The organism is Aliterella sp. E5.1 (assembly GCF_057473825.1).
On the sequence record NZ_JBYCCV010000055.1, the window covers coordinates 1 to 25,779 of the forward strand.

Below are 25,779 nucleotides of genomic sequence, written 5' to 3' on the forward strand. Positions count from 1 at the left end.
TGTTGAAGGCGAAGATGACGCGCACTTCAAAATGAGGCGGGCATAAATAAATCAACAAGCAGCAGAATAAATAGTTAGGCTGCGAGTATGGCTACTGTACAAGAACCAACAGGTTTTGACCGCACCCCCAACCAACCTACACCCACCCAGTTCAAAAAAGCTCGACGGTTCATCCTATTCCCAATAAATTTAATATAAAAAACTTTTCAACTATTTACTTAATTTCAGATTTTTAGTCGCAGTTGCGGCTAGTCATCTTACTGTTGATAGATTTTGTATGAAAAAATTACATATTTTTTATGCGTTTTAGTCATATAACGCAATATTTTGTAACTAAAGATACGAACTTGATTGTTGATTAATCCTAACTTGAATACTAGCAAGCATTTTAAAGATTGTTTAACATACTCTGCCCAAATCTAGTTCGCCTAAATGGTGTAGCCACTGATACGAACTGAGTGCTTGAAGTCTAATAACCTAGCAGCAAATAGCAAAATTTTTTAATGTATGCGACTTCAGCTAAAGCTAGGTAAACGAAAATATAAGGTCTAGTTCATGACAGAAGCAGCGATCGCCAAAACAAGCCTAAATAAATTTGAAAAATTCAAAAGCGAAAAAGATGGGTTAGCAGTAAAAGCTGAATTAGCACAATTTGCATCTATTGGCTGGGAAGCTATGGACGATACGGACAGGGAACATCGGCTCAAATGGCTAGGCGTGTTCTTTCGTCCCGTCACTCCTGGTAAATTCATGATGCGCCTGCGCTTACCTAATGGGATTGTCAATAGCCGTCAGTTGCGAGTATTGGGCGAAGTAATCGAACGCTATGGCGATGATGGTTGCGCGGACATAACTACTAGACAAAATATTCAATTGCGCGGCGTGCGAATCGAAGACTTGCCAGATATTTTTAATAAATTTCAGCGCGTAGGTTTAACTAGCGTCCAGTCAGGAATGGACAATGTTCGCAATATTACAGGCGATCCAATCGCCGGGTTGGATGCGGATGAACTATTTGATACGCGGGAACTGGCAATTCAAATTCAGGACATGATTACAAGTAAAGGCGAGGGTAATTCAGAATTTACAAACTTGCCAAGAAAGTTCAACATCGCTATTTCTGGCGGACGAGACAACTCAATTCACGCCGAAATCAACGATCTAGCATTTATTCCTGCTTATAAAAACGAGCAATTTGGCTTCAACGTTTTAGTTGGGGGCTTTTTCTCAGCTAAGCGCTGCGATGCGGCGATTCCTCTCGATGCTTGGGTTGCACCCTCCGATGTAGTTGCTGTATGCAGAGCAGTTTTAGAAGTTTACCGCGACAACGGCTTGCGGGCGAATCGGCAAAAATCCCGGTTAATGTGGCTAATTGATGAGTGGGGTGTCGATAAGTTTCGCACAGAAGTAGAAAAGCAATTAGGTAAAGCTTTACTTAGTGCTGCCGAAAAAGATGAAATAGATTGGGAAAAGCGCGATCATATCGGCGTTTATAGCCAAAAGCAGCCCCAATTGAGCTATGTCGGCTTGCATATTCCCGTCGGACGGCTAGATGCTGGAGATTTGTTTGAATTAGCACGAATTGGAGAAGTTTATGGTAGTAGTGAAATTCGGTTTAGCGTCGAGCAAAACGCGATTATTCCCAATGTCCCCAACTCGCGCCTAGAAGCACTTTGCAAAGAACCCGTGTTAGCTAAATTTTCTATCAATCCCGAACCACTAATGCGGGGATTAGTTTCTTGTACGGGAGCGCAATTTTGCAACTTTGCTTTAATTGAAACCAAAAATCGCGCCCTAAATGCGATCGCATCTTTAGCTCAAGAAATAGAGCTAACCCGCCCCGTCCGCATTCACTGGACTGGTTGCCCCAATTCCTGCGGACAACCCCAAGTTGCAGACATCGGCTTGATGGGAACCAAAGCCCGCAAAAATGGCAAACCTGTAGAAGGCGTTGACATTTATATGGGTGGGACGGTTGGCAAAGATGCTCATCTAGGAACTTGCGTAACTAAAGGCATCCCCTGCGAAGACTTGCAACCCGTGTTGCGCGACTTGCTGATCGAGCATTTTCAAGCAAAACCCACAGAAAAAGCTTTAGTTTCTACCTGAAGTCAGGAGTAACTACTGTACCAACGCCCCTTACACAACTTACAGAACTTAAATTAATACCACATGACAAATATTTCCAGAAGACAATTCATTATTACAGCAGGCGCGGCTACAGCAGGTTCTCTATTAGCTCATGGCTGCTCTTCTGGTCCAACGGATACAGCTAATAGCGGTGGGAGTGCAAGCCCCGTTGCCAATGTTAGTACCGCCGCTAATGCCCCAAAAGTAGAAACAACCAGCGCGAAGTTAGGATTTATTGCCCTGACAGATTCCGCTCCCCTAATTGTGGCGCTCGAAAAAGGTATTTTTACCAAGTACGGCATGACTGATGTCACGGTAGAAAAACAAGCATCTTGGCCCGTAACCCGCGATAACTTAGTATTGGGTTCTGGCGGCGGCGGTATTGATGGAGCGCATATATTGTCGCCCATGCCTTACTTAATGGCTTTGGGGACGATTACCCAAGGTAAGCCAATACCCATGTACATCTTGGCGCGGCTAAATACCAACGGACAGGGAATTTCCGTTGCTAACACCTATAAGGATATGAAAGTGGGCTTAGATAGCGCGCCCCTCAAAGATGCTTTTAGTAAATCTATTGCCTCTGGCAAAGAACTCAAAGCCGCGATTACTTTCCCCGGTGGTACTCATGACCTGTGGATGCGCTACTGGTTAGCAGCCGGAGGAGTAAATCCTGACTCCGACATTTCTGTAGTTCCCGTACCACCCCCTCAAATGGTTGCCAACATGAAAGTAGGCAACATGGAAACCTTCTGCGTAGGCGAACCTTGGAACGCCCAGCTAGTTAACCAAAAGCAAGGATACTCCGCTTTAGTTACTGGTGAACTATGGAACGATCACCCCGAAAAAGCTTTTGCAATGCGCGCCGACTGGGTAGATAAAAACCCCAATGCTGCTAAAGCAATGCTGATGGCAGTACAAGAAGCGCAACAGTGGTGTGAAAAATCTGAAAACAAAGAGGAAATGATCGACATCATCGCCAAACAAAAGTGGTTTAAGGTTCCAGCCAAAGATATTATCGAGCGTTCTAAAGGCAATATTGACTACGGCGACGGTCGCACAGTCCAAGACTACCCATACAGAATGAAGTTTTGGGCAGATAACGCTTCTTACCCTTACAAGAGTCATGACTTGTGGTTTTTGACCGAGAATATCCGTTGGGGTTATATTCCTGCCGATACAGACACTAAAAAAATTATCGATCAAGTAAACCGTGAAGACTTGTGGAAAGCAGCAGCTAAAGAACTAGGAGTTCCCGCCGCCGAAATTCCGACCAGTACATCTCGTGGGGTAGAAAAGTTTTTTGATGGTGTCACCTTCGATCCCGCAAATCCCGCCGCTTACTTAAAATCTCTCAAGATTAAGAAAGCCTAAATCCTCAATCGGTGCGGTAGTTAGATAAAAACTACTGCCCTGATGCCCAGCCATTGCCAAGAATCAGCACACCTAGGAGAAGTTAGAGGATGACCGCAACCCTTCCAAGTCGCAGTAAAAGTAAAAAGAAAACTGCCCAAAAAGAAATTATTTCGATCTTAAGCAAAAAAATTATTCCGCCAATAATTGCGATCGCTATATTTGTCGCTATCTGGCAGTTGCTAACTTTAGGTGACAGCCCCAGATTACCATCGCCAATCACAATGGTTCAAGAGACTTGGGACCCTTTTATTATTAATCCCTTCTTTGATAACGGCGGCACAGACAAAGGACTCGGTTGGCAGCTATTGGAGAGCTTAAAACGGGTAGCTGTGGGCTTCTCTTTGTCAGCCATTGTTGGGATTACTTTGGGCATTTTGATCGGTGCGAATGTCTGGGTTTATAACGCTGTAGACCCTTTGTTTCAAGTGTTGCGGACTGTTCCACCTTTGGCATGGTTGCCGATTTCTTTAGCTGCTTTTCAGCAATCTAATCCTTCAGCAATTTTCGTTATTTTCATCACCTCAATTTGGCCAATCATTATCAATACAACGGTAGGCGTTCAGCAATTGCCCCAAGACTACCGAAATGTCGCTAGAGTATTGAAATTGTCTGGTTCTAAGTATTTCTTCAAAATTCTCTTTCCAGCTACGGTTCCTTATATATTTACTGGCTTGAGAATTGGCATCGGTTTATCTTGGTTAGCAATTGTTGCCGCAGAGATGCTAGTTGGTGGAGTCGGCATTGGCTTCTTTATCTGGGATGCTTACAATAGTTCCCTACTTAGCCAAATTATCTTGGCACTAATTTATGTCGGGATTGTTGGTCTACTGCTGGATCGGCTAGTAGCATTTATTGCCAGCAAAGTAGTTCCAGAAGAACAGAAATGAGTAATAAAAATGAAGTACGTTACGCAGAATAAAGCATAAAACACAAATTCTTCGTTCATTCTGCTCGTAGCCTTTACCCTCCAGCCTTAAATAAGTCATGTCTGTATTTGTTGAAGTAGACCACATTGATCGCATATTTCCCTTGCCCAACGGCAACACCTACACCGCGCTAAAAAATATCGACCTCAAGATCCCCCAAGGAGAATTTGTTTCCTTGATCGGACACTCTGGTTGTGGCAAATCCACTTTGCTAAATATTATTGCTGGATTAGATAGAGCTACTTCCGGTGGCGTGATTCTAGAAGGGCGCGAGGTGAAAGAACCTGGACCCGATCGCATGGTAGTGTTTCAAAACTACTCGCTGTTGCCCTGGTTGAGCGTGTCAGAAAATATCACCTTGGCAGTAGATGAAGTTTATCAACATAAACCCAAAGGCGAACGCAAATCAATTGTAGAGCAGCACATTGATTTAGTTGGATTGCGCGCCGCCGCCAATAAGCGCCCAGGACAGCTATCTGGGGGAATGAAACAACGAGTTGCGATCGCACGAGCTTTGGCAATTCGTCCCAAACTACTACTACTAGACGAGCCATTTGGGGCGCTAGATGCTTTAACGCGGGGTGGTTTGCAAGAACAATTGATGAAAATCTGCAACGAAAGCAACCTAACTTGCGTAATGGTAACTCACGATGTCGATGAAGCATTGCTACTAAGCGATCGCATTGTGATGATGACTAACGGACCAGAAGCGCAAATTGGGCAGATTCTCGATGTTGCCATTCCCCGCCCCCGCCAAAAGATGGAAGTAGTCAATCATCCTAGTTACTACGGCTTGCGCAACGAAATAATTTACTTCCTCAACCAGCAAAAACGCGCCAAACAGCGCAAAGCAAAGCAGAAAGGGGCGCAAAACATTGCGCCCGTAAGGGCAGGCAATGGCTTAGAAAAAGTAAACTTAGAGTTTGGCTTTATCCCGCTTACAGACTGCGCGCCCATAGTCGTAGCTAAAGAAAAAGGCTTTTTTGAAAAGTACGGCTTAACTGAGGTCGTCCTCAGCCGCGAACCGAGTTGGAAAGAAATAGCTATTGGTGTCGGTACAGGGAGACTCGATGCCGCCCAAATGGTTGCGGCAATGCCCTTAGCTTTGACATTGGGTGCAGGGGATAAACCACCAATTCCCGTAGTTAGCGCCATGAACTTGTCGCGCAATGGTAACGCGATTACATTTAGCAAAAAACTATACGACCAAGGGGTAAGAACTCTCGCCGACTTCAAAGATGTGATCGCTCACTCTCCTGATAAAATCCATACTTTAGGCATGGTGCATCCTGCATCGATGCACAATTTACTCCTGCGCTACTGGTTAGCTTCGGGCGGTATCGACCCCGATAAAGATGTTAACTTAACAGTAATTCCGCCGCCCCAGATGGTATCAAACCTCAAAGCTGGCAATATTGATGGCTATTGCTGTGGTGAGCCTTGGAACTCCCGCGCCGTCTACGAAGACCTCGGTTTTGTAATTGCTACCGATTTAGAGATTTGGGCGGGACATCCAGAAAAAGTTTTAGGTGTAACCGAAGAATGGGCAAATAAATATCCTCAAACTCATTTAGCCTTAGTCAAAGCCCTGCTCGAAGCCTGCGAATACTGCGACGACAGGCGCAATCGAGAAGAAATTATCGAACTTCTCTGCCGCCCAGAATACGTTGGTTCCGCCCCCGAATATACCCGCCCCGGCTTTCTCGACCCCTACGATCGCGGGGATGGGTCTGAACCCGTGCAAATGTATACCTTTAACCAATTCTACGTCAACAAAACCAACTACCCAGACCGGGCAGAAAGGTTATGGATGATGACGCAATTAGCTCGTTGGGGTTTAGCACCCTTTCCCAAAAACTGGCAAGAAATCCTCGAGCGAGTTTGCCGTACGGATGTATTTGGTGAAGCTGCTAGAGAATTAGGCTTTTTAGATACTGGACGCGACCCCCACACAATGATATTTGATGAGATTGTCTTCGATCCAGAAGAGCCGATTAAGTATCTCAACAGTCTGGAAATCAAACAGCCGTTACGAATTCAAGAAGTATGTTTGCTTTAACCACCAGTAGATAAGCGAACCCGCACCAAAACCTACCTAGCCGCACAATTTAGCCTTCAATTCTCCAAAACTATGCAAATACTTAAAACTAATAATGCGACTTCTCCAATAACTACGACAACGCCTAAAAAAGAACCTTTCTTAGTTATTGAGAATGTCTCAAAAATTTATCCCACCTCCACAGGTCCCTACACAGTCTTAGATGGCGTAGAACTAAGCGTGGGTGAAGGCGAGTTTGTTTGCCTCATCGGTCACTCTGGTTGTGGCAAATCAACGCTCCTCAACATGGTGGCAGGATTTAATACCCCTTCCGATGGTGAAGTTAGATTGCAATCAAAAGCAATTACAGAACCCGGTCCCGACCGGATGATGGTATTTCAAAACTATTGCTTATTGCCTTGGATGACAGCTTTTGAAAACGTTTACTTAGCTGTAGATTCTGTTTATCCAGATAAACCAGAAGCGCAAAAAAGAGCAATTGTTAAAGAGCATTTGGCAATGGTAGGGCTAACAGAATCCGCTGACAAAAAGCCCACGCAGCTATCAGGAGGAATGAAACAAAGAGTTGCGATTGCCCGCGCCCTATCAATTCGCCCGCAAGTATTGATTCTAGACGAACCTTTTGGAGCATTGGACGCAATTACTAAAGAAGAATTGCAAGAAGAACTACTAAAAATTTGGCAAGATTATCAAGTAACGGTGCTGATGATTACTCACGATATCGACGAAGCGCTGTTTTTGGCAGATCGGTTAGTAATGATGACTAACGGTCCCTCCGCAAAAATTGGCGAAGTCTTAAATATTCCCTTTTCCCGTCCCCGCAACCGCGCCCAGATTATGGAAGATCCCGAATACTACAACTTGCGTAACTACGCTCTTGACTTCCTATTTAGACGCTTCGCTCACGACGACGATTAATTTGTAGGGTAGTACATGACAAGCTTAGAAATTACCGAAAAATTATTAACTGCCAAACAAGTCAAGAAATTGAGTTTTCAAGACTTGGGCAAAGTTCTGGGGCGCGACCCGATGTGGGTGGCGGCATTAATTTATCGTCAAGCCACAGCGTCCGAAGATGAAGCAAGTAAGCTTGCTCAAGCTTTAGATTTACCGCCAGAAATAGTACAAAAACTCACAGAGTTTCCTGTTAAAGGCTCTTTAGACCCAGTAATTCCTACCGACCCATTAATTTATCGGTTTTATGAAATTATGCAGGTTTATGGAATGCCGCTAAAAGCTGTCATTCAAGAGGAGTTTGGCGACGGAATTATGAGCGCCATTGACTTTACGCTCAATGTAGAAAAAGAGACAGACCCAAAAGGCGATCGCGTCAAAATTACAATGTCCGGGAAATTTCTACCATACAAAAAATGGTAGTGCAAGTATAAAGGGGTGACTTAACGGTGACAAATAACATTAAAACGCTATGTCCTTACTGCGGTGTCGGCTGCGGTTTGGAAGTGTCGCCCCCCGCCGCCCCCGGAAAAGCCGTTAATCGAGATAGTTTAGGCAACCCGATTTGGAAAGTCAAAGGCGATCGCGCTCATCCTTCTAATCAAGGGATGGTATGCGTCAAGGGCGCAACAATTACCGAATCAATCGATCGCGATCGCCTGCGTTACCCAATGGTGCGCGAATCTTTAGACCAACCCTTTCGCCGCGCTAGTTGGGACGAAGCCCTCGACTTAGTTGCTAGTCGCATGAAATCGGTGTATCAGCAATCGGGAATCGATGCTGTTTGTATGTACGGCTCTGGGCAAATGCAAACCGAGGACTACTACGTTGCCCAAAAACTGCTTAAAGGCTGTCTCGGTACAAATAATTTTGATTCAAATTCTCGCTTATGTATGTCATCGGCGGTAGCGGGTTACGTGCAAAGCTTAGGTTCAGACGGACCTCCCTGCTGCTACGACGACTTGGAACTAACAGACTGTGCTTTTATTATTGGCGCAAATGCGGCGGAGTGTCACCCCATTGTTTTAAACCGCCTGCAAAAACACCACAAGCGCCACCATAATAAAGTCAAACTAATTGTTGTCGATCCTAGGCGCACACCCACAGCAGAAGTCGCAGACTTGCATCTAGCCATTCAACCAGGTACAGATATTGACTTGCTCAATGGCATTGCTTACTTGCTACTGCATTGGGGAGAGAGCGCTCCAATTTTTATCGATGAATGCACTAGCAACTTCTCAAACTTTGCCGAAGCAATCTCCCACTACCCACCCCAAGAAGTTGCCAAACGCTGCGGCATTTCTCCCGCAGAGGTCGAACTTGCGGCGCGTTATTGGAGCGAGTCGGAGCGAGTTTTATCTTTGTGGTCGCAAGGAGTAAACCAGTCATCGGAAGGTACGGCTAAAGTATGCAGTCTCATTAATTTACATTTGCTGACTGGACAAATTGGCAAGCCTGGGAGCGGTCCTTTTTCTCTTACTGGTCAACCAAATGCGATGGGTGGTCGGGAAGTAGGAGGACTCGCGCACCTATTACCAGGCTATCGCTCGGTAAGTAATGCTCAGCATCGGCAAGAATTAGAACAATTTTGGCAGCTTTCCCCCGGACAGATTTCACCCAATCCCGGTCGCACAGCTTGGGATATGATTACTGGGCTAGAAACGGGTGAAGTGCAGTTTTTATGGGTGGTGGCAACCAATCCCGCCGTCAGTTTGCCTGACTTAGAGCGCGTCAAAGCAGCTTTAGCCAAGTCGCCTTTTACTATTTGTCAAGACGCTTACTACCCCACCGAAACTACCGCTTACGCCCATGTTTTGTTACCTGCGGCGCAGTGGGGCGAAAAAACTGGGACAATGACTAATTCTGAACGAGTAGTAACTTTGTGTTCGGCTTTTCGTCCTCCGGTAGGCGAGGCCAAAGCTGACTGGGAAATTATCGCCCAAGTAGCTCGAAAGATTGGATTTGCCGACAAGTTTGAATTTACTAGCTCCGCCCAAGTCTACGATGAGTACGTCCAAGTGACGCGCGATCGCCCTTGTGACATGACGGGACTTAGCCACCAACGTCTTTTAGCACAAGGTGCTATTCAATGGCCCTGCCCCGATAAAGGCAATATCTCCCCAAAAAGGCTTTACACCGATTTGCGCTTTCCAACGGCAGACGGGCGGGCTAAATTTACCGCTTGTCACTCGCGGGGACTTGCCGAACCTCCCGATCCTGAATATCCCTTTGTTTTGACGACAGGCAGGCTGTACGGACACTGGCATACCCAAACTCGCACCGGACGCATTGATAAAATTAGGCAAATGCACCCCGAACCATTTATCGAAATTCATCCCCGCGATGCCCGTAAACTAGGAATTGAAGACGATGAATGGGTAGAAGTGCGAAGTCGTCGGGGGATAGCTCAGTTCCCCGCTAAAATTACCAAAGCGATCGCGCCCAATACGGTTTTTGTGCCGATGCACTGGGGTTATCTGTGGGCAGAAAAATCGGAAGCAAACGCCCTCACGCATCCTATATCTTGTCCTAGTTCTTTGCAACCAGAATTAAAAGCCTGTGCAGTACAAATAGTAAGTTTGGCAGTCAAGTCAACAGACAAACTTCGCCTTAGTGTATTGCAAAGCTCTTGAGGTATATGGGGTGCGGCAAGTAATCAAAAATGACCACAAGATACTAGGGTTGAACGTGTAGCACTGCTTTACCCAAAAACTGTCGATCGGTTAGTTGTTGGGCAACATCTGCGATCGCGCTCCAAGGTGCTTCTAAATCGATATGAGGAACTAGCAATCCTTGGGCAACAAAGTTGACTAATCGAGTCAAACCAATAGCCGCAGGTTGTTTTTTTAGTTCGTGAAATAGAATAAATCCGTACAAGCTCAAGCCGCCTTTGCCATAGAACTTAGAAGCATTAAAAGTAATGTTTGAGCCAGCCGTTGCCCCAAAAGTGACACAGGTTCCATCTAGCGCTAGGTGTTCTAGCACCGCCGGGAGAATTTCTCCGCCTACCGAATCTAGAACCAAGTCGTAAGGAGCATACTTGTCAAAACCATTGCCTACGATCGCCCGATCAGCCTTTGCTGCTTTGACAAACTCCACTAATTCAGGGCGGCGTACCTGAGCCGTAACAATCGCCCCTGCTTGAGCCGCCAATTGACAAGCAAAGTAGCCCACGCCACCCGATGCACCCGTAATTAAAACTGATTTACCTAGTACCAACCCGCCTCGTTCTAGAGACAGCAGCGCCGTCAAACCAGCTACAGGCAGCGTTGACGCAGCTTTGAAATCTACCGAGTCTGGTAGAGATGCGATCGCATCTGTTGGCACAACAACTTGTTCTGCCCAAGCGCCACTAGACAAAAATCCCACTACGCGAGTACCAACGGGAAACCCAGAACCATCAGCCGCAGCCGTCTCAATAGTCCCGGCAAGATCCCAGCCTGGTTGCCATCCTGCTTCCGCACTTTGAACTCGCCGAACTTCTCCGCGATTGAGCGAGACTGAAGCGACTTTTACAATTGCTTCATAGGGTAATGGCGAAGCCCGTTCTACTTCCCGAATCGCCAAGCGTCCTGAAACTGAAGGATCGACAACTACTGCTCGTACTAAATTTGGCATCGAAAACTCCTTTACGTCATGCTTTCTAGCAATTCCAAATCGCCTTTGGCATCAAGGGACAGTTACAATAATTTTGCCGTTTTGCTGATTTGATTCCATGTATCGATGAGCTTCGACAATTTGCTCAAGCCCAAAAATGCGATCGAGAATCGGTACTAATTTACCAGACTCTAAGCCATCGTAAATATACTGCTTTGCTTGGGCTAATTTGCCTGGATCTGAAGTAATTTCAAACAAGGTGTAGCCTTGAATTTTCAAACCTTTTTGCAGAGCTAGAAACAATGGAAAGGGAGTGGTTGCATCAGGACTCAATGCCCCGTATTCAAACAAAGTTGCTCCCTGGGCGGCGGCTGCTGCTAGGGTTTCGACAAACGCTCCAGCAATAGGATCGAAAATTAGATTTGCTCCGCGATCGCCAGTAATCTCCATCACTCGTTGCCCTAAATCTTCTTCATTAGTCACAATTACAAAGTCAGCACCCTTATCGAGTAACATCTGCTTTTTAGAACTTCCGCGAGTTGTAGCGATCGCCGTTGATCCTTGAGCTTTAGCAATTTGAATTGCCGCGTAACCTACACTGCTACTAGCGGCGGTAATCAGTACAAAATCTCCAGGTTTAGCTTGTCCGTGGTACACCAAAGCACCATAGGCAGTAATATATTGCATCCAGATTGCCGTGCCTTCTTTTGCAGACAAACGTGCTGGATATTTTGCCACAGAATAAGCAGGGGCGATCGCGCTTTCGCCATACATACCGTACTGTTTCATCGAGAACCCAGGAATCGTACTAACGCGATCGCCAACTTGAAACTCACTTACTCCTTCACCCACTGCGTCAATAACTCCCGCCGCTTCATAGCCGAGAGTAGCGGGAAAGCGATCGGGTAGTTCCAGGTATGCACCTTTGCGAAACATCACTTCTGCGCGATTGAGTCCAATTGCTTCAACTTTAATTCGCACCTCTCCTTTGCTAGGTTCAGACAAGGGCAACTTATCTAATTGCAATACGTCAGCTTCGCCAAACTGATGGAACCGTACAATCTTAACCATGCGAACTTATCTCCAAAGAAGTTTGTAAGCGATTAGACAATGATATTCAATGATTTTAGCTATTTAGAGACGAAATTAAGCGCGTTTGTTGAAATAGAGTGACATTGTCTTCAAGATGCCAACTTTCAACAATAATCTTTCATGCAATTCACAAATTAGTCTTACTTTACAAATAGCGAAGCATACCCCGTATAAGGCTTGAGTGGTAAGACCTCGCAATCGAGAATACCTTCTTTTACCATCGGCAGCTTTTGTGCTTCTTGGGTAACGGATTCTACACTTTCACCCTCCCAAAGCATTACTGCACCACTCATATCGGCAATGTAATACATCTGACGAATTTGCTCTGAAACATAAAACTGCCAAGCTCGATCTGCTTGCGCACTTACAAAAGGCAAAACTTTTTCCGTTGGAATTCCACTCTTGACACGGGCGATGATTTTCTGGTGTTTCCCAAGCAGGTTGACGATGATGCGCTAGAAAAATTCCTTGCCACTTGGTTGGATCACTAATTTGAACGGGCGATCGCGGAAATATCTGCAAAGAAGATGCTGGTTCTTGTAGATCGGCGGTCAGCGATTGGGGTTTGACCATCGTTTATCAGTTACAGAGCCAATATTTTTCTGATTTTACTAGCCTTAGCCCAATTTTGAAACCATAGGCAAATCCAACCTCATAATCAATTTATTTGCAAATTCTCGCGCGTCTGCGTAGGCGCAAATTCTATTCCCCCATACTTTTGCAAAAAATCTACTGTTTTTCACCCAACACGCTCCAAACTCCTGCTTCTGAAGCAGCGATCGCCTTTGGAGTCAAATTCGTGTTTTCTAGGGTCGATGCGTAAGCTAGTGGCATCAATCCTACTGCAAACGAGCTTAAAGCTACAAGCACAACTAACCATACTGAGTCAGAGCGATCGCCTCGCATCCATTCTTGCTCTATTGCTCTTTTATTCAACCTTTCGTGGGAATTCATCTCAAATGCCTTCGATTTAACTGCTATTTATCATTCTCACAAATATTCTGTATCTTTAGCTACGAAATTGTGATTTTTTCCCTAAATTAAGTCCATCAATCAAAATTTTGTATAGATAAATAGATAATGATTAGCAAATGCAAACTAAACTAATTTACCCTTGAAAACAAAGCCAATCAACATTTCGCTCGCATCCTGCGGAGGAAAGGCATTTTTCTACTTTTTAAGATAGACGTATTTAATATATGACTGAATTCTTTAGTGAAAAAACTTGAATAAAATCAATGCCAGCGATGATTTAAGCCTCAAAATAGACTACTTTAGTTACTCAAAAAACTACCCGAACTGTCATGATTTACCTACACAAAAGCTAGAAGCTTTAAAAGTAAATAGCAACAAATATATTCAATTGATAAAAGATACAAGCAATTAGTTGCAACAGATACCAAGTAGATTCCTAACCTTAGATAAGGTAAGTCCAAAGCTAGTAGCTGGAAATTTTAAAAATAATTTCTGTTACCTAGATTTTGTTTGTTGCTTGAGATATTCAAGCTTGCAAGCAACCTACTGTAATTGGACTTTAAGGAGAATAAGACAACGTGGCTGGAATATGGTCCTTTCGCGATCGCTACCGCATCTTACACATGACATGGTTTGCTTTTTTTCTAACCTTTGTAGTCTGGTTCAACTTTGCGCCTTTTGCCACCGCCGTAAAAGCAGAATTTGGCTTAACAGAAGGTCAACTGAGAACTCTTGCCATTTGTAACGTTGCTCTTACAGTTCCAGCCCGAATTATCGTCGGCATGATTTTAGACCGCTACGGTCCTCGCCTTACCTATTCCTGCTTGCTAGTATTTGCGGCTATCCCTTGTTTGTCCTTTGCCTTTGCCCAAAACTTTAGTCAATTGGTTTATAGCCGTTTGGCACTTAGTATAGTTGGTTGCGGCTTTGTGATTGGCATCCGCATGGTAGCAGAGTGGTTTCCCCCCAAAGAAATTGGACTAGCCGAAGGCATTTATGGTGGTTGGGGCAACTTTGGTTCAGCAGGTGCAGCTTTTACACTACCCTCAATTGCTGCCGCTACAGGCTTTTTAGCGGCGGGTCAAATTAATTGGCGTTTGGCGATCGCTTTGACGGGAATTGTTGCCGCTATTTATGGAGTAGTTTATTTCTTCAGCGTCCAAGATACGCCCCCAGGGAAAGTCTACGAACGACCCGCCAGTAGCGCCGGAATGGAAGTGACAACAGTTAAAGACTTTTGGTTTATGTTGGTGATGAATATTCCCTTGGTGGGGATATTAGGGGTAATTGCTTGGCGCTTAAATCGAGTTAACTTTATTAATTCAACCCAGCTATACATTACCTGGTTTTTGCTAGTTTGCTTGTATACTTTTCAAGCTTACAATTGCTGGCAAGCCAACAAAGACTTGATGACTGGCAAAAAACACTATCCCCCAAGCGATCGCTACAAGTTTTCTCAAGTTGCAAATTTAGAAATGGCATACCTTGCCTGTTTTGGTTCGGAATTAGCTGTTGTCTCTATGTTGCCGACCTTTTTTCAAAGAAGCTTCGGCTTAACGGCAGCAATAGCAGGGGGAGTAGCTGGTACTTATGCCTTTATGAATTTAGTTGCCCGTCCGGGTGGTGGCTTTATTTCTGACAAAATCGGTAGTCGCAAGTGGACTTTAGCGGCAACTCTTGCGGGGACTGGGATAGGTTATTTAGTATTTAGCAGTTTGGGGGGAAATATTGCCCTGCCTGTAGTCGTAATGATGACAATGATTGCCTCATTTTTTGTGATGGCAGCAGAAGGAGCAACTTATGCGATCGTACCTTTAATTAAGCGACGAGTTACAGGTCAAATTGCTGGAAATGTTGGTGCTTACGGCAACGTTGGGGCAGTAGCTTACTTGACAATTTATAGCTTACTGCCAGAAGGGGCAGCAGGCGATCGCACCTTTTTTCAAATGCTAGGCGTTGTAGCGCTAATTGCTGCTAGTTTGTGTGGCTTTTTATTAAAGGAACCTGGAGGTTCGCATACAGAGGAGTTGTTAGTAGTACCTAAAGAAGTTTCAGCGAAACAACGTCAGTTATAGAATGCAACTGCTTTTGCTGGCAGGGAAAGTCAGGCTAAATAAGTAGCTTTACTCTCCTTGCCAAGACAAATATATCAAAAGGCAGGTTTAGAAAGTTGGAACTAGCTTTTGTAACTACTTCTACAAAACCAAATACCTAAAGCGCATAGCTTAAACAAAAAGATATATTTCAGCGCGGCTGTTGCGCAGTTAATAAAATCATCAAATTAAAATTATGATGGACGCAAACGGAACACTAGGCACAGCAGATAAAACTCAGGAAGAAACCGAATCTCAAAACTTGACGGAAGCTGGCGAAACGAAAGCAACTTTAAACAAATTTGAAAAAATTAAAGCCGAAAGAGATGGTATAGCCCTCAAGCAAGAACTAGATTACTTAGCAAGCATTGGCTGGGAAGCAATGGACGAAGCCGATCGCGATTACCGCTTGCGCGACTTGGGATTGTTTTACCGCACTGTTACCCCCGGTAAATTTATGCTGCGGATGCGCCTAGCTAACGGCATCATAACTTCTAGTCAAATGCGGATTTTAGCCGAAATTGTCCAACAATACGGCGACGAAGGCAACGCAGACATCACCACTAGACAAAATATTCAGTTGCGTGGCGTTCGGATTGAAGATGTGCCAGATATCTTTAAAAAGTTGCATCAATATGGCATGACTTCGGTGCAGTCGGGAGTAGACAACGTTCGCAACATTACAGGTTCGCCTTTGGCAGGTATCGATCCTAATGAACTAATCGATACACGGGGATTGTGTCGCATGGTGCAAGACATGATTACAAATAACGGCGAAGGTAATCCCACCATGGTTAACTTACCGCGCAAATTTAATATTGCGATCGCCGGGTGTCGAGATAATTCCGTCCACGCCGAACTCAACGACCTTGCTTTTATCCCTGCTTATAAAAATGACACCATTGGCTTTAATGTTATTGTCGGCGGGATGTTTTCACCCAAACGTTCCCAGGCCGCTTTACCGCTCAATGTTTGGGTTAGTCCTGACGATGTGGTAGCACTGAGCGAAGCTGTTTTACTAATTTACCGAAATCATGGTTTACGGGCAAATAGACAAAAATCGCGCCTCATGTATCTGATTGATAAATGGGGCATAGAGAAGTTTCGCGCCGAAGTAGAAAACCAAATAGGTCATCCCCTAGAACTTGCTGCTGAAAAAGACGAATTTATGTGGAACAAATACGACCACATCGGCACGTCTAAACAAAAGCAACCAGGCTTAAACTTTGCAGGCGTACATATTCCCATTGGGCGCTTGTATGCCCAAGATATGTTCGATCTAGCGCGAATGGCGGAAGTTTACGGTAGTGGTGAAATACGCTTTACTGTCGAGCAAAATCTAATTATTCCCAATATTCCTGATTCTCGGCTAAAACAATTTTTAAAGGAACCACTTCTAGAACGTTTTTCTCTCAACCCAGAAAATCTATCGCGGCGGTTGGTTTCTTGTACTGGCAGTCAATTTTGCGGTTTTGCCCTAATTGAAACCAAAAATCGCGCTTTAGCAACAATCAAAGCTTTAGAAGCTGAAATTACTGTAGAACAACCTGTACGCATACATTGGACTGGTTGCCCCAATTCCTGCGGACAGCCGCAAGTTGCCGATATTGGCTTGATGGGGACAAAAGGACGTAAAAATGGGCAAGTAGTAGAAGCTGTCGATATTTGGATGGGTGGAAAAGTAGGTTTTGAAGCTGAACTAGGTAGCCGCGTAATGAAACAAATTCCTTGCGAAGACCTCAAACCAGTGCTGAAAGACTTGTTAATTGAACATTTTGGGGCAAAACCCAAGCAGTCACAAGAACACTTCGTACCCGCCGTTTTAGCAGGTACAAGTGAAGGGCGATCGCAATTTTAAGTATTGAGTTAATTCGGCATCCACAACTCAAAATTATTAAAATATGTCTTCTATTATCTCCGAGCAATCAAGCGAGATCGATTTGCCATTAGTAAATAGCGATCGCGAACTTAGCTACCAGCAAACTATCCTTTGTGCGGCAATAATTGGTATTGCCGGAGGATTAGTTGCAACGGCTTACTACTTTAGCCTCGAAGCCAGCTTGCATCTTATTTGGCATACAATCCCGGAGTTTTTAGCGCCTTATATGTCGCCACTTGCTGTTACTGGTTATGTCCCAATTGCAACTACGATTGGCGGCTTCTTAGTTGGCTTAACCCTGTACTTAATGGGACTCCCCGGTGAAGTTGCCTTTGTCGTCGATAAAGTCCATCAACCAGGGCGCATCTCCCCACAGCAAACTCCGGCAATGATTGTTGCTTCGCTACTTTCGATCGCCTTTGGTGGTAGTGCAGGTCCCGAAGCGCCTTTAGTGCAAGTTAATGGTAGCATTGGCAGTTGGCTAGGGCAAAAACTACAGCTTACCGCAACTACAATTCGCGTCTTGACGTTTTGCGGTATGAGTGCAGCTTTGGGGGCGTTTTTTGGTGCGCCCTTGGGTGGCGCTATTTTTGCTTTAGAAATTCCTCACCGTCGCGGCATAGAGTATTACGAAGCGATAGTTCCAGCCGTGTTGAGTGCTATTTTGAGTTTTTGCGTATTTCGTCTAAATACAGGCTTAACCATTGGCGGGATGTACCACTTTGCAGCTATTCCTGCGCTTACACTGTGGAACCTACTTCAAGGTGCATTACTAGGTATAGCGGGGGCTTTGGTTGCCGTTATTTTTGTAATCGTCTTCCGTAGCGTTGGTTATCTGTGCAGTTACATCGAACATCAAACAATTTTGCTGGCTACTTTAGGCGGCTTATCCATTGGACTCATTGCTTATGTATTTCCCCAAACGCTATTTTTTGGAGAAAAAGAGATTAATACTATTGTTGAGACAGGTTCTACCTTCGGGGCTGTGACGTTAGTTGTGATCGCCGCCGCTAAAATACTAGCAGTAAGTTGTACCTTGCATTCTGGCTTTCGAGGTGGCTTTATATTTCCTTTATTTTACATTGGCGCTGCGATGGGTCTAGCGATCGCGCTTTGTATTCCTCAAATCCACCCTACTATTGCGATGGTTTGCATGATGGCGGCAGTAAATGTAGCTATTACCAAAACTCCCATTAGCACAACCATCATTCTCAGCGTACTTTCAGATACGGCAATGGTTCCAGTAATAGTTATTGCTAGCTTTACAAGTTTTTTATTGACTACTCAAGTCTGCTTAATCCAAACTCAGCGATCACGTTCTATAATTGCGCAAGAACCATTACCAATTAATCCCTATTCTGTTCCAGTCTCCTAGAGTAGTACAAGACCAAGAATTTCTTTATTTATAAAGTTCTAAGGTTTGGATTGTTGTCAGGTAAAAGCAGCTAAGATATTGTTTCCTTCGCCTTGATGGCGGATCTTGCAATCAGATTGCACCTAGATTAAGCCATGAGAACCTCATCATATTTCAACGAGCAACTGTACGCTGCGATTAAACTTGTCTGCAAAACTTGTGGGTGGGATTATGGCGAGGCTTGGGTTCCTACTTCTGACGGCGGTGTTTTGGAACTTAGCCCCGTTTGGTACAGCAGCCCAGATATGGAGGCAATAGAGAAATTTCGCCTTTGTAGCGAAGATTTTGTTATTCCACCAAATCAAGGATTACCCGGCAGGGTTTGGGCATCAGCACAATCAGAATGGATTGAAGATGTCTCTGCCGGATCAGAAACGTATTTTTTACGCAACCAGATTGCTAAAGCTTGCTCAGTCAAAGCGGGCTTTGGCATCCCCATTAAAACTAGCAGCCAGGTAGTATTAGTGCTAGTCTTTTTTATGCGTCGTTCTTGCGCCCAAGACCAGCAAAAAGTTGACTTTATTACCACCGTAGCTGCCGAATTAGAACAAGCTCTAAGCCTAAGCACTACCTTACATTAGAGAGTTTTATGGGGGGCTTTGTACCGGATAGGCGATTGGTGGTATAGCATTGCCCACGCTGTTTGAGGAGTAATGAGCAATTACCCAGAGGGGCATAGTTAAAGTTACGAGTGCGATCGCTGTTCCTAAAATGTCTGCCAACCTATGAGTTGATCGGGGGGGATTGGCAGACGGTGTACTACTGGAATCCATAAAAAATTTGTAAACCTATTACTCAACGGGGTACAACAATAAAAGTTTTTAGTTGTACTAATACTATTTTAACGAGTTATTTTTAGTAAACTGTCTACTAGCAAACAATCTCAATAGAATTACTAGGAAAAATGACGCTCTAAACAGCCAAATACCTCCTTTTGGATTGGGGGAATTATACTTAGATTTAATATGAATATTCCAATCGTTCCCCCAACCTACGGTAATCAAGCAGGAAGAAGTGCAATACCCGCTTTTTGCCTCCCCTAAAAAAGGGAAATAAAACCATCTTTAAGCTAAAACTCTGTTTGGGAGCTAATTTGATGCTTGCAAATATCAAAACTCAACTTTTACAGCAGGCACAGGCGGCGCAAGAGATAGGGAACTGGACGGAAGTTGTGCGATGCTTGCAACAACTGGTACTTGTAGATATCGAGCCAGAAGCAAGTCATATAATGGATTTAGCCCTTGCAGTTTTGACTGAGGGCGATTTTGCTCAGCGTTGGGATATTGCCAAAGTGTTTCCCCGATTGGGAGCAAATACCTCAATTGGTATCGATCGCGCGATCGCCCCTTTAATTGAAATTGTCCAAAATGAGGATGATGAAGAATTACGCTGGTATGCGGCGCGGATTTTAGGCGAATTTAATCAGCCAAGGGCGATCGCAACTTTAGTTGATTTACTCAAATCTGCTGATAACGACGAATTAACCTCAATGGCAGCTAGTGCTTTAGGACAAATTGGCAACCCGGCTGTCAATGCTCTTAGCGAACTATTAATTGATGAATCTACGCGCTTAATTGCTGTAAAGTCCCTCGCTCACATCCGGCGATCGGAAATAATTGCGCCATTATTAACTGTTGTCCAAGATCCAGACGCGCAAATTAGAGCGACTTCGATTGAAGCATTAGGTAGCTTTCATAATAATGAGATTCCACCAGTTTTGCTCTCTGCTTTAGACGATATTGCCGCGCCTGTGAGAAAAGAAGCTGTTACAGGGTTGGGTTTTCGTGCTGATTTACAAGCGGAATTTGACTTAGTTAATAAGTTAATTCCTCGGTTGTATGACTTTAATATAGATGTTTGCTGTAGTGCTGCTATGGCTCTAGGCAGATTGGGAAGTGAAGTTGCTGCCGAAGCTCTAAACGCGGTAATAAATTCTCCTCATACACCGATAAACTTGCAATTAGAATGTATCCGGGCGTTGAGTCGGATTGAAACGCCCCTTTGCTTGCAATATTTGCGCTCAGGCTTAAACGAACATTCTTCCCCCACCTTGCAGCAAGAAATTGTCAAAGTTTTAGGACAAATAGAAGCAAAAGAATTGAAAGTAATCGCTGGAGATATTTTAATTGAAGCCCTGCAATTGTCAGACAGTATCAAAAGCGTGATCGCTCTATCATTAGGACGATTGGGCGAAATTAAAGCTTTAGAGCCATTAATAAACTTACTTGCTACCCCAGATACAGCAATAAGATTGCACGCGATCGCATCATTGCAGCAACTAGCTCCAGCCCAGGTATACCAACAATTGCAGCAACTAAATAGCGACCCAAATATCAAACTCGAACTCAAACAAGGAATAGAATTTGCCCTAAGTGAATGGCAACAAACATAAGTCTCTATCGGCTAGTTGTAACAACTTTTACCAAAACCTGACTCTAGATCGAGTAACTTGGATTGAAGCAATAAATGTAATTCAGGCTACAAACAAAATGCGGCTAGAGCAGTTGCAAGCTTTTTTGGCGATCGCCGAAACTGGCAGTTTCCAACAAGCGGCGAGAAAATGTGGAGTTACCCAATCAACCATTAGTCGTCAAATTCAGGCATTAGAAGCCGATGTGGGCTTGGATTTATTTCAGCGCAATGCTGCTACTACTTTAACTTTAGGCGGCGAACGCTTTTTGCCTCGCGTCCGCAAAATTTGCTTAGAGTGGCGCACGGCAACAGAGGAATTAGCCGAGTTGGTGGCGGGAAAACAGCCAGAACTATGTATTGCTGCAATTCATTCAATTTGCTCTCACTTTTTGCCGCCAGTGTTACAACAATTTTGCCGCGACTATCCCACTGTGCAGTTGCGGGTGACTTCTTTGGGGAGCGATCGCGCTTTAAAAGTCCTCAAAGATGGCATGGTGGATTTAGCGCTCGTCATGAATAATCGATTTTTGACTGCTAATTCCGAGATGGTAGTACAAGTGCTATACGATGAACCTATTGAGGTGTTGATGGGCGCAAATCACCCGCTTACAGCTTATGAATGGATACCCTGGTCGGAATTAGCTTGTTACCCGCAAGTAGTATTCAAAGATGGCTACGGGATGCAACGCTTGGTACAAGATCGATTTGAGCGCTTAGGGGCAACACTCCAGGCAGTTTTGGAGGTAAACACTCTTGATGCTTTCCGGGGGGTAGTACGTCAAGGGGATATGGTAGCTTTGCTGCCGCAATCAGCGCTAGTAGAAGCCCGCAGCGATCCAACTCTTGCCGTGCGATCGCTAGGCAAGGAAAGAAACGATTTGACGCGCCGCGTTGTGATGGTAACTACTCAAGATCGGCTAAAAATCCCCCCAATTCGCCGCTTTTGGGACTTAGTACAAGCATCTATACCTCTGCCGGAAAAAATAGAGACAAGCGCCTAAGCATTTAAACTAATAATTATGAGTACGGCATTTAGAGAATTTTTAAAAAAAGTAGGTAGTGGCGTTCATACAGGGGAAGATTTGACTCGCGAGGAGTCAAGGGCGGCAACAAAAATGATGCTACTTGCCGAAGCAACACCAGCCCAAATTGGCGCATTTTTGATCGCTCACCGAATTAAGCGCCCGACGGGAGAAGAATTAGCAGGAATGCTAGATGCTTACGCCGAATTAGGTGCAAAATTGCAACCAATTAATGCCTCTCGATCGCCAATTGTGATGGGCATACCCTATGATGGGCGATCGCGTACTGCACCCATTAGCCCAATAATAGCTTTACTTTTAGTTACGGCAAATCAGCCAGTAATTATGCACGGTAGCAAGCGATCGCCAACTAAGTACGGAGTACCGCTAATCGAGCTTTGGCAAGGCTTGGGAGTTGATTTTAGCAGGCTGTCGTTAGCTCAAACTCAACAAGTATTTGCGGAAACGGGATTAGGATTTGTCTACTTACCGCAACACTTTAGTCAAGCTCAAGTTATATTTGATTACCGCGATCAAATTGGCAAACGTCCGCCCTTTGCTACGATGGAATTAGTCTGGTGTCCTTACGCTGGGGAAGCACATATTATTGCGGGATTTGTACATCCGCCCACAGAAGGGATGTTTCAAGGCGCTTTAAGTTTGCGGGGAATAAGTAGCTTTACAACAGTTAAGGGATTAGAAGGCAGTTGCGATTTACCGCGCGATCGCACGGCAATTGTTGGCATATTTAAAGATAATGCCTTAGTAGAACACTTACACCTATCTGCCCGCGATTATGATTTTAGTAACAAAAATGTCCCTCTAACTTCCACGCCAGAATTAATTGCAGCTATGCAAACAGTATTGCAAGGCAAACCCTCAGAATTAATGGATACTGCTTTGTGGAATGGTGGTTTTTACCTGTGGCGTAGCGGTATTTGCTCTAATTTGCGATCGGGTATAGCTAAAGCAGAAGAATTATTAGTTAGCGGTGAAGTTGCCCAAAAACTTGAAGAAATTAGTCAGTCTGTGCTTGACATACTCCCTGAGCTAAAGCCACAGGGATTCTAATTCTTGGTTCACAGAAGTCCACTTGCTATATCAGATTGCTCATCAATAGTAGAGGTGGTCTTCTCCCCAAGCTTTCGCTCGAAGAAGCCAGATTCCCAATGCCCTTGGGTACTGTTTTGCCACTCTTTGCCCAATACTTTCATGCCTTTAGTTAAGATATTAATCGCCGCATTCGTATCGCGGCATACCTCAACCTTGCATCTAGGGCAGCAATGAGTCCTAGTGCTAAGTGACTTTTTCACCCGATGTCCACAAGACGAGCAGTCAATAGACGTATAGTTTGGCGAAACCGCCACCACTGCTTTATCCCAAATGAGTCCGTAGTAGTCTAACCATCGAGTGAACTGATACCAACTAGCGTCAGAAATAGACTTAGCCAAATGGTGATTTTTGACCATGTTCCTAACTTTCAAATCCTCATAGACAACCACATCGTTAGAGTGGACTACGCACCGAGCTTGTTTTATTGCCCAGTCTTTACGCTGCCTAGTAATTTTTAAGTGAACTCTACCCAGTCGTTTCCGTGCCTTATGGTAGTTGTTTGATTGGGGTTTTTTGCCTTTGACAAACTTCTTACTTAATTGCCTTTGAGCCTTCTTAAGCCTGCTTTCCGACTTTCTCAAGAATTGAGGATAGATAACTGCATTATCGTTTTGGTCTTTGGTGAAGTATTTCAACCCTAAGTCCAAACCAACAACTAGCCCGGTATATTCTCCATCTTCTTTGCGGTCAGCATCAAAGCAGAATTGAGCATAATATCCGTCGGCTTTCTTGACTACCCGAACGCGGTTTATCTTTAGCCTAAATAAGTCTTCCCGCGTTTGAGCATTGCAGTATATGGATAATGTTCCTATCCCAAACCCATCAGTAAAAGCAATACGAGTGCAATCGGGGGACAGTTTCCAACCCGACACCTTGTACTCTACAGAGCGACAATGCTTTTTAAACTTGGGATACCCTTTTTTCTTCTCCTTTTTTTTGCAACGAGTATAGAAACTAGATATGGATGCCCAAGCTCTTTCGGCACTGGCTTGACGTGCTGCGGAGTTTAGCTTTAATGCAAAAGCAAACTCTTTAGCTAAGTCTTTGCACAGTTTATATAAGTCAGCTTTACCAATATTTCGATTATCCATCCAATAGCGAACTGCTTTATTTCTAATAAATTGAGCAGTGCGAATCGCGTCATCAAAAAGTTGGTATTGTTCCTTAGTTCCGTTTAGTAGCTTGGCTTCTCTTACTATCATGCTTGTATTTTATCACATATTATTGCAGATAAAACAATATAATATTAATATAAAGCCGCCCTAGAACGGCGGGGCTTTAAACCCGTTTTTCTGGTAAACAATTGCCGGAACTCGTTTAAAAGCTGGCGTACCCGATCGCTTATCAATCCTAGCTTTAAAAATAGCATTAGCTTCGGGGTAAAACATTAATGCTGCTCCTTCCCTAACGCTACCGTAAATCACTTCTACATTTTCTAGCTTGCCTGCATCTGCTTGGACGGTAACAAGAGCGCGATCACTTAAGTTTGCTTTCTCTGCGTCTTTATGGTTCATTAAAATACAATTGCGGTGAGGCATTCCTCGATACTGGTCGTCTAGCTTGTAAACAACTGTATTGTGCTGAGAGTAGCTGCGCCCGGTAATCAATGCTACAACTACATTTGGCACGGACTGGGACACGCCAAAATCCTCCGGTGTTGGCAATGTAAGATCGGGTAAAGGACTTACAAACATTGATGCTTTTCCCGAAGGAGTTGGAAACTTTGGCTCAGTAAAAATGCGTCCTGAGATTGTAAATTCTTCTCCCGTTGCATCAATTTGGGCGATTTTTTCGTAACCGGGAATTGTTTGGGCAATTAGTTGACGGACGTATTGCGGAGCTTGCAATTTCAGCCAATTAATCGGCGAAACGCCATGCAGGCGATGAGCAAGTTGGGTCAAAAATTCCACTTCAGAAATTAAATCTGCGTCTTTTAGGTGGGTTGTTCCTTCATCACTCAAACGGACAAAATTATTACCAGACTCGGTTGTTGTTTTGTGGGGATTTTCAAACCGAGCAAATACAGGAATAATTATCGTGTTTTTCTTGGCTAAACCGTGAAAGTGTCCGAGATTGGGTTTAGTGGCAAGATAGATAATGGTGTCAATTTTAGCTAAAGCGCGTTTTGCCTGCGTAGAGTCAGGATTAGCCCCAAACAAATTCCCACCCAAACAGATTAAAGTATCTACTTTCCCTGCATCCGCCGCCTCAATAAGCTTTCGCGTATCGTAGCCGGAAGCTAATTCAAGACTTCGCCTTAACAGTTTTTCTAAAGCCGTTTTAATTTCTTTTTTGAGGTGGATAGTTACACCCATCGATCCAAACCCTTGGACGTTGGAATGTCCGCGTATGGGCATTGTCCCAGCGCCCTCTTTGCCTGCATTGCCCGTAATTACCCCTCTTTTGTCACTCTGAGTAAGGAAAAAACAAACTAAAACTTGAAAAAGCTTGTAATGTAAAGCTTTTAAACTTTATTTTCTCACATCAGACTTCCTTTGTAGTCATTTTGCCAAAATCCTGAGCTAAAGCAGGTTCTAGATTTTACTCTCCTGAAAGTGATAAAAGAGGGTTACAGCAGTTCTCAGTTGGGTGAAACATAGCAACAACAGTGGGTAAACCAGCCAATAATATCTTGGAGTGTCACCGCAGCGAGAGCATCTGTAATAGCTTGGTCTAACTGTGCATAGGTTCGTGCCG

Annotated in this window: 20 protein-coding genes and 1 pseudogene; 14 read left to right on the forward strand and 7 right to left on the reverse strand. The window is 44.3% G+C overall.

Annotated features, from left to right (window positions below):
* The first annotated feature begins 555 nt into the window (after positions 1–555).
* From AC2VE5_RS16335 to AC2VE5_RS16365, 7 genes are all read left to right on the forward strand, one after another.
* On the forward strand, positions 556–2,109 hold the full coding sequence (locus AC2VE5_RS16335) for a ferredoxin--nitrite reductase (protein ID WP_486888787.1): 1,554 nt from the start codon (positions 556–558) through the stop codon (positions 2,107–2,109).
* Between the two features lie 63 nt (positions 2,110–2,172).
* Positions 2,173–3,504 carry a CmpA/NrtA family ABC transporter substrate-binding protein gene (locus AC2VE5_RS16340; RefSeq protein ID WP_486888788.1) on the forward strand — a complete coding sequence of 444 codons (1,332 nt, stop codon included), beginning with the start codon at positions 2,173–2,175 and terminating at the stop codon, positions 3,502–3,504.
* Positions 3,505–3,593: 89 nt separating this feature from the next.
* Entirely contained in the window at positions 3,594–4,433 is an 840-nt protein-coding gene (gene ntrB, locus AC2VE5_RS16345) for a nitrate ABC transporter permease (RefSeq protein ID WP_486888789.1), read from the forward strand.
* A gap of 97 nt (positions 4,434–4,530) precedes the next feature.
* Positions 4,531–6,531, forward strand: coding sequence for an ABC transporter ATP-binding/substrate-binding protein (locus tag AC2VE5_RS16350; protein ID WP_486888790.1), 2,001 nt, complete (start codon positions 4,531–4,533; stop codon positions 6,529–6,531).
* 72 nt (positions 6,532–6,603) lie between these two features.
* On the forward strand, positions 6,604–7,449 hold the full coding sequence (locus AC2VE5_RS16355) for a nitrate ABC transporter ATP-binding protein (protein WP_486888791.1): 846 nt from the start codon (positions 6,604–6,606) through the stop codon (positions 7,447–7,449).
* 15 nt (positions 7,450–7,464) lie between these two features.
* Positions 7,465–7,908 (forward strand): cyanase, encoded by a 444-nt coding sequence (gene cynS / locus AC2VE5_RS16360; protein ID WP_486888792.1) that lies wholly within the window; start codon positions 7,465–7,467, stop codon positions 7,906–7,908.
* Between the two features lie 26 nt (positions 7,909–7,934).
* Positions 7,935–10,118 (forward strand): molybdopterin oxidoreductase family protein, encoded by a 2,184-nt coding sequence (locus AC2VE5_RS16365; protein WP_486888793.1) that lies wholly within the window; start codon positions 7,935–7,937, stop codon positions 10,116–10,118.
* 43 nt (positions 10,119–10,161) lie between these two features.
* Here AC2VE5_RS16365 and AC2VE5_RS16370 read toward each other — a convergent pair whose 3' ends face one another.
* From AC2VE5_RS16370 to AC2VE5_RS16385, 4 genes are all read right to left on the reverse strand, one after another.
* Positions 10,162–11,103 (reverse strand): zinc-binding dehydrogenase, encoded by a 942-nt coding sequence (locus AC2VE5_RS16370; RefSeq protein ID WP_486888794.1) that lies wholly within the window; start codon positions 11,101–11,103, stop codon positions 10,162–10,164.
* A gap of 51 nt (positions 11,104–11,154) precedes the next feature.
* Positions 11,155–12,153: a zinc-dependent alcohol dehydrogenase family protein gene (locus AC2VE5_RS16375; protein WP_486888795.1), complete on the reverse strand. Its 999-nt coding sequence runs from the start codon at positions 12,151–12,153 to the stop codon at positions 11,155–11,157.
* Positions 12,154–12,314: 161 nt separating this feature from the next.
* Positions 12,315–12,551: a hypothetical protein gene (locus AC2VE5_RS16380; RefSeq protein WP_486888796.1), complete on the reverse strand. Its 237-nt coding sequence runs from the start codon at positions 12,549–12,551 to the stop codon at positions 12,315–12,317.
* Between the two features lie 352 nt (positions 12,552–12,903).
* A complete protein-coding gene (locus AC2VE5_RS16385; protein ID WP_486888797.1) occupies positions 12,904–13,128 on the reverse strand; it encodes a hypothetical protein in 225 nt (74 codons plus the stop codon).
* A gap of 644 nt (positions 13,129–13,772) precedes the next feature.
* On the opposite strand from AC2VE5_RS16385, the gene AC2VE5_RS16390 reads away from it, so the two are divergent.
* From AC2VE5_RS16390 to AC2VE5_RS16405, 4 genes are all read left to right on the forward strand, one after another.
* Positions 13,773–15,224: a NarK family nitrate/nitrite MFS transporter gene (locus AC2VE5_RS16390; protein WP_486888805.1), complete on the forward strand. Its 1,452-nt coding sequence runs from the start codon at positions 13,773–13,775 to the stop codon at positions 15,222–15,224.
* Positions 15,225–15,438: 214 nt separating this feature from the next.
* Positions 15,439–17,100: a ferredoxin--nitrite reductase gene (locus tag AC2VE5_RS16395; protein WP_486888798.1), complete on the forward strand. Its 1,662-nt coding sequence runs from the start codon at positions 15,439–15,441 to the stop codon at positions 17,098–17,100.
* Positions 17,101–17,143: 43 nt separating this feature from the next.
* A complete protein-coding gene (locus AC2VE5_RS16400) occupies positions 17,144–18,496 on the forward strand; it encodes a chloride channel protein (RefSeq protein ID WP_486888799.1) in 1,353 nt (450 codons plus the stop codon).
* A gap of 134 nt (positions 18,497–18,630) precedes the next feature.
* Positions 18,631–19,116 (forward strand): GAF domain-containing protein, encoded by a 486-nt coding sequence (locus tag AC2VE5_RS16405; RefSeq protein WP_486888800.1) that lies wholly within the window; start codon positions 18,631–18,633, stop codon positions 19,114–19,116.
* Positions 19,117–19,122: 6 nt separating this feature from the next.
* On the opposite strand, the gene AC2VE5_RS16410 is transcribed toward AC2VE5_RS16405, so the two are convergent.
* On the reverse strand, positions 19,123–19,308 hold the full coding sequence (locus AC2VE5_RS16410; protein WP_486888801.1) for a TLTLP motif-containing protein: 186 nt from the start codon (positions 19,306–19,308) through the stop codon (positions 19,123–19,125).
* Positions 19,309–19,631: 323 nt separating this feature from the next.
* Here AC2VE5_RS16410 and AC2VE5_RS16415 point away from each other — a divergent pair, with 323 nt between their 5' ends.
* The 3 genes from AC2VE5_RS16415 (at position 19,632) to AC2VE5_RS16425 (ending at position 23,040) form a co-directional block, all read left to right on the forward strand.
* A complete protein-coding gene (locus tag AC2VE5_RS16415; protein WP_486888802.1) occupies positions 19,632–20,927 on the forward strand; it encodes a HEAT repeat domain-containing protein in 1,296 nt (431 codons plus the stop codon).
* Positions 20,928–21,024: 97 nt separating this feature from the next.
* Positions 21,025–21,948 (forward strand): LysR family transcriptional regulator, encoded by a 924-nt coding sequence (locus AC2VE5_RS16420; RefSeq protein ID WP_486888806.1) that lies wholly within the window; start codon positions 21,025–21,027, stop codon positions 21,946–21,948.
* An 18-nt stretch (positions 21,949–21,966) separates the two neighbouring features.
* Positions 21,967–23,040, forward strand: coding sequence for an anthranilate phosphoribosyltransferase family protein (locus AC2VE5_RS16425; protein WP_486888803.1), 1,074 nt, complete (start codon positions 21,967–21,969; stop codon positions 23,038–23,040).
* Between the two features lie 8 nt (positions 23,041–23,048).
* On the opposite strand, the gene AC2VE5_RS16430 is transcribed toward AC2VE5_RS16425, so the two are convergent.
* Both AC2VE5_RS16430 and AC2VE5_RS16435 read right to left on the reverse strand, forming a co-directional pair.
* Positions 23,049–24,284, reverse strand: coding sequence for an RNA-guided endonuclease InsQ/TnpB family protein (locus AC2VE5_RS16430; protein WP_486888804.1), 1,236 nt, complete (start codon positions 24,282–24,284; stop codon positions 23,049–23,051).
* Between the two features lie 60 nt (positions 24,285–24,344).
* Positions 24,345–25,478 (reverse strand): annotated as a pseudogene (locus AC2VE5_RS16435) (molybdopterin dinucleotide binding domain-containing protein); the annotation flags it as partial.
* Positions 25,479–25,779: the final 301 nt, after the last annotated feature.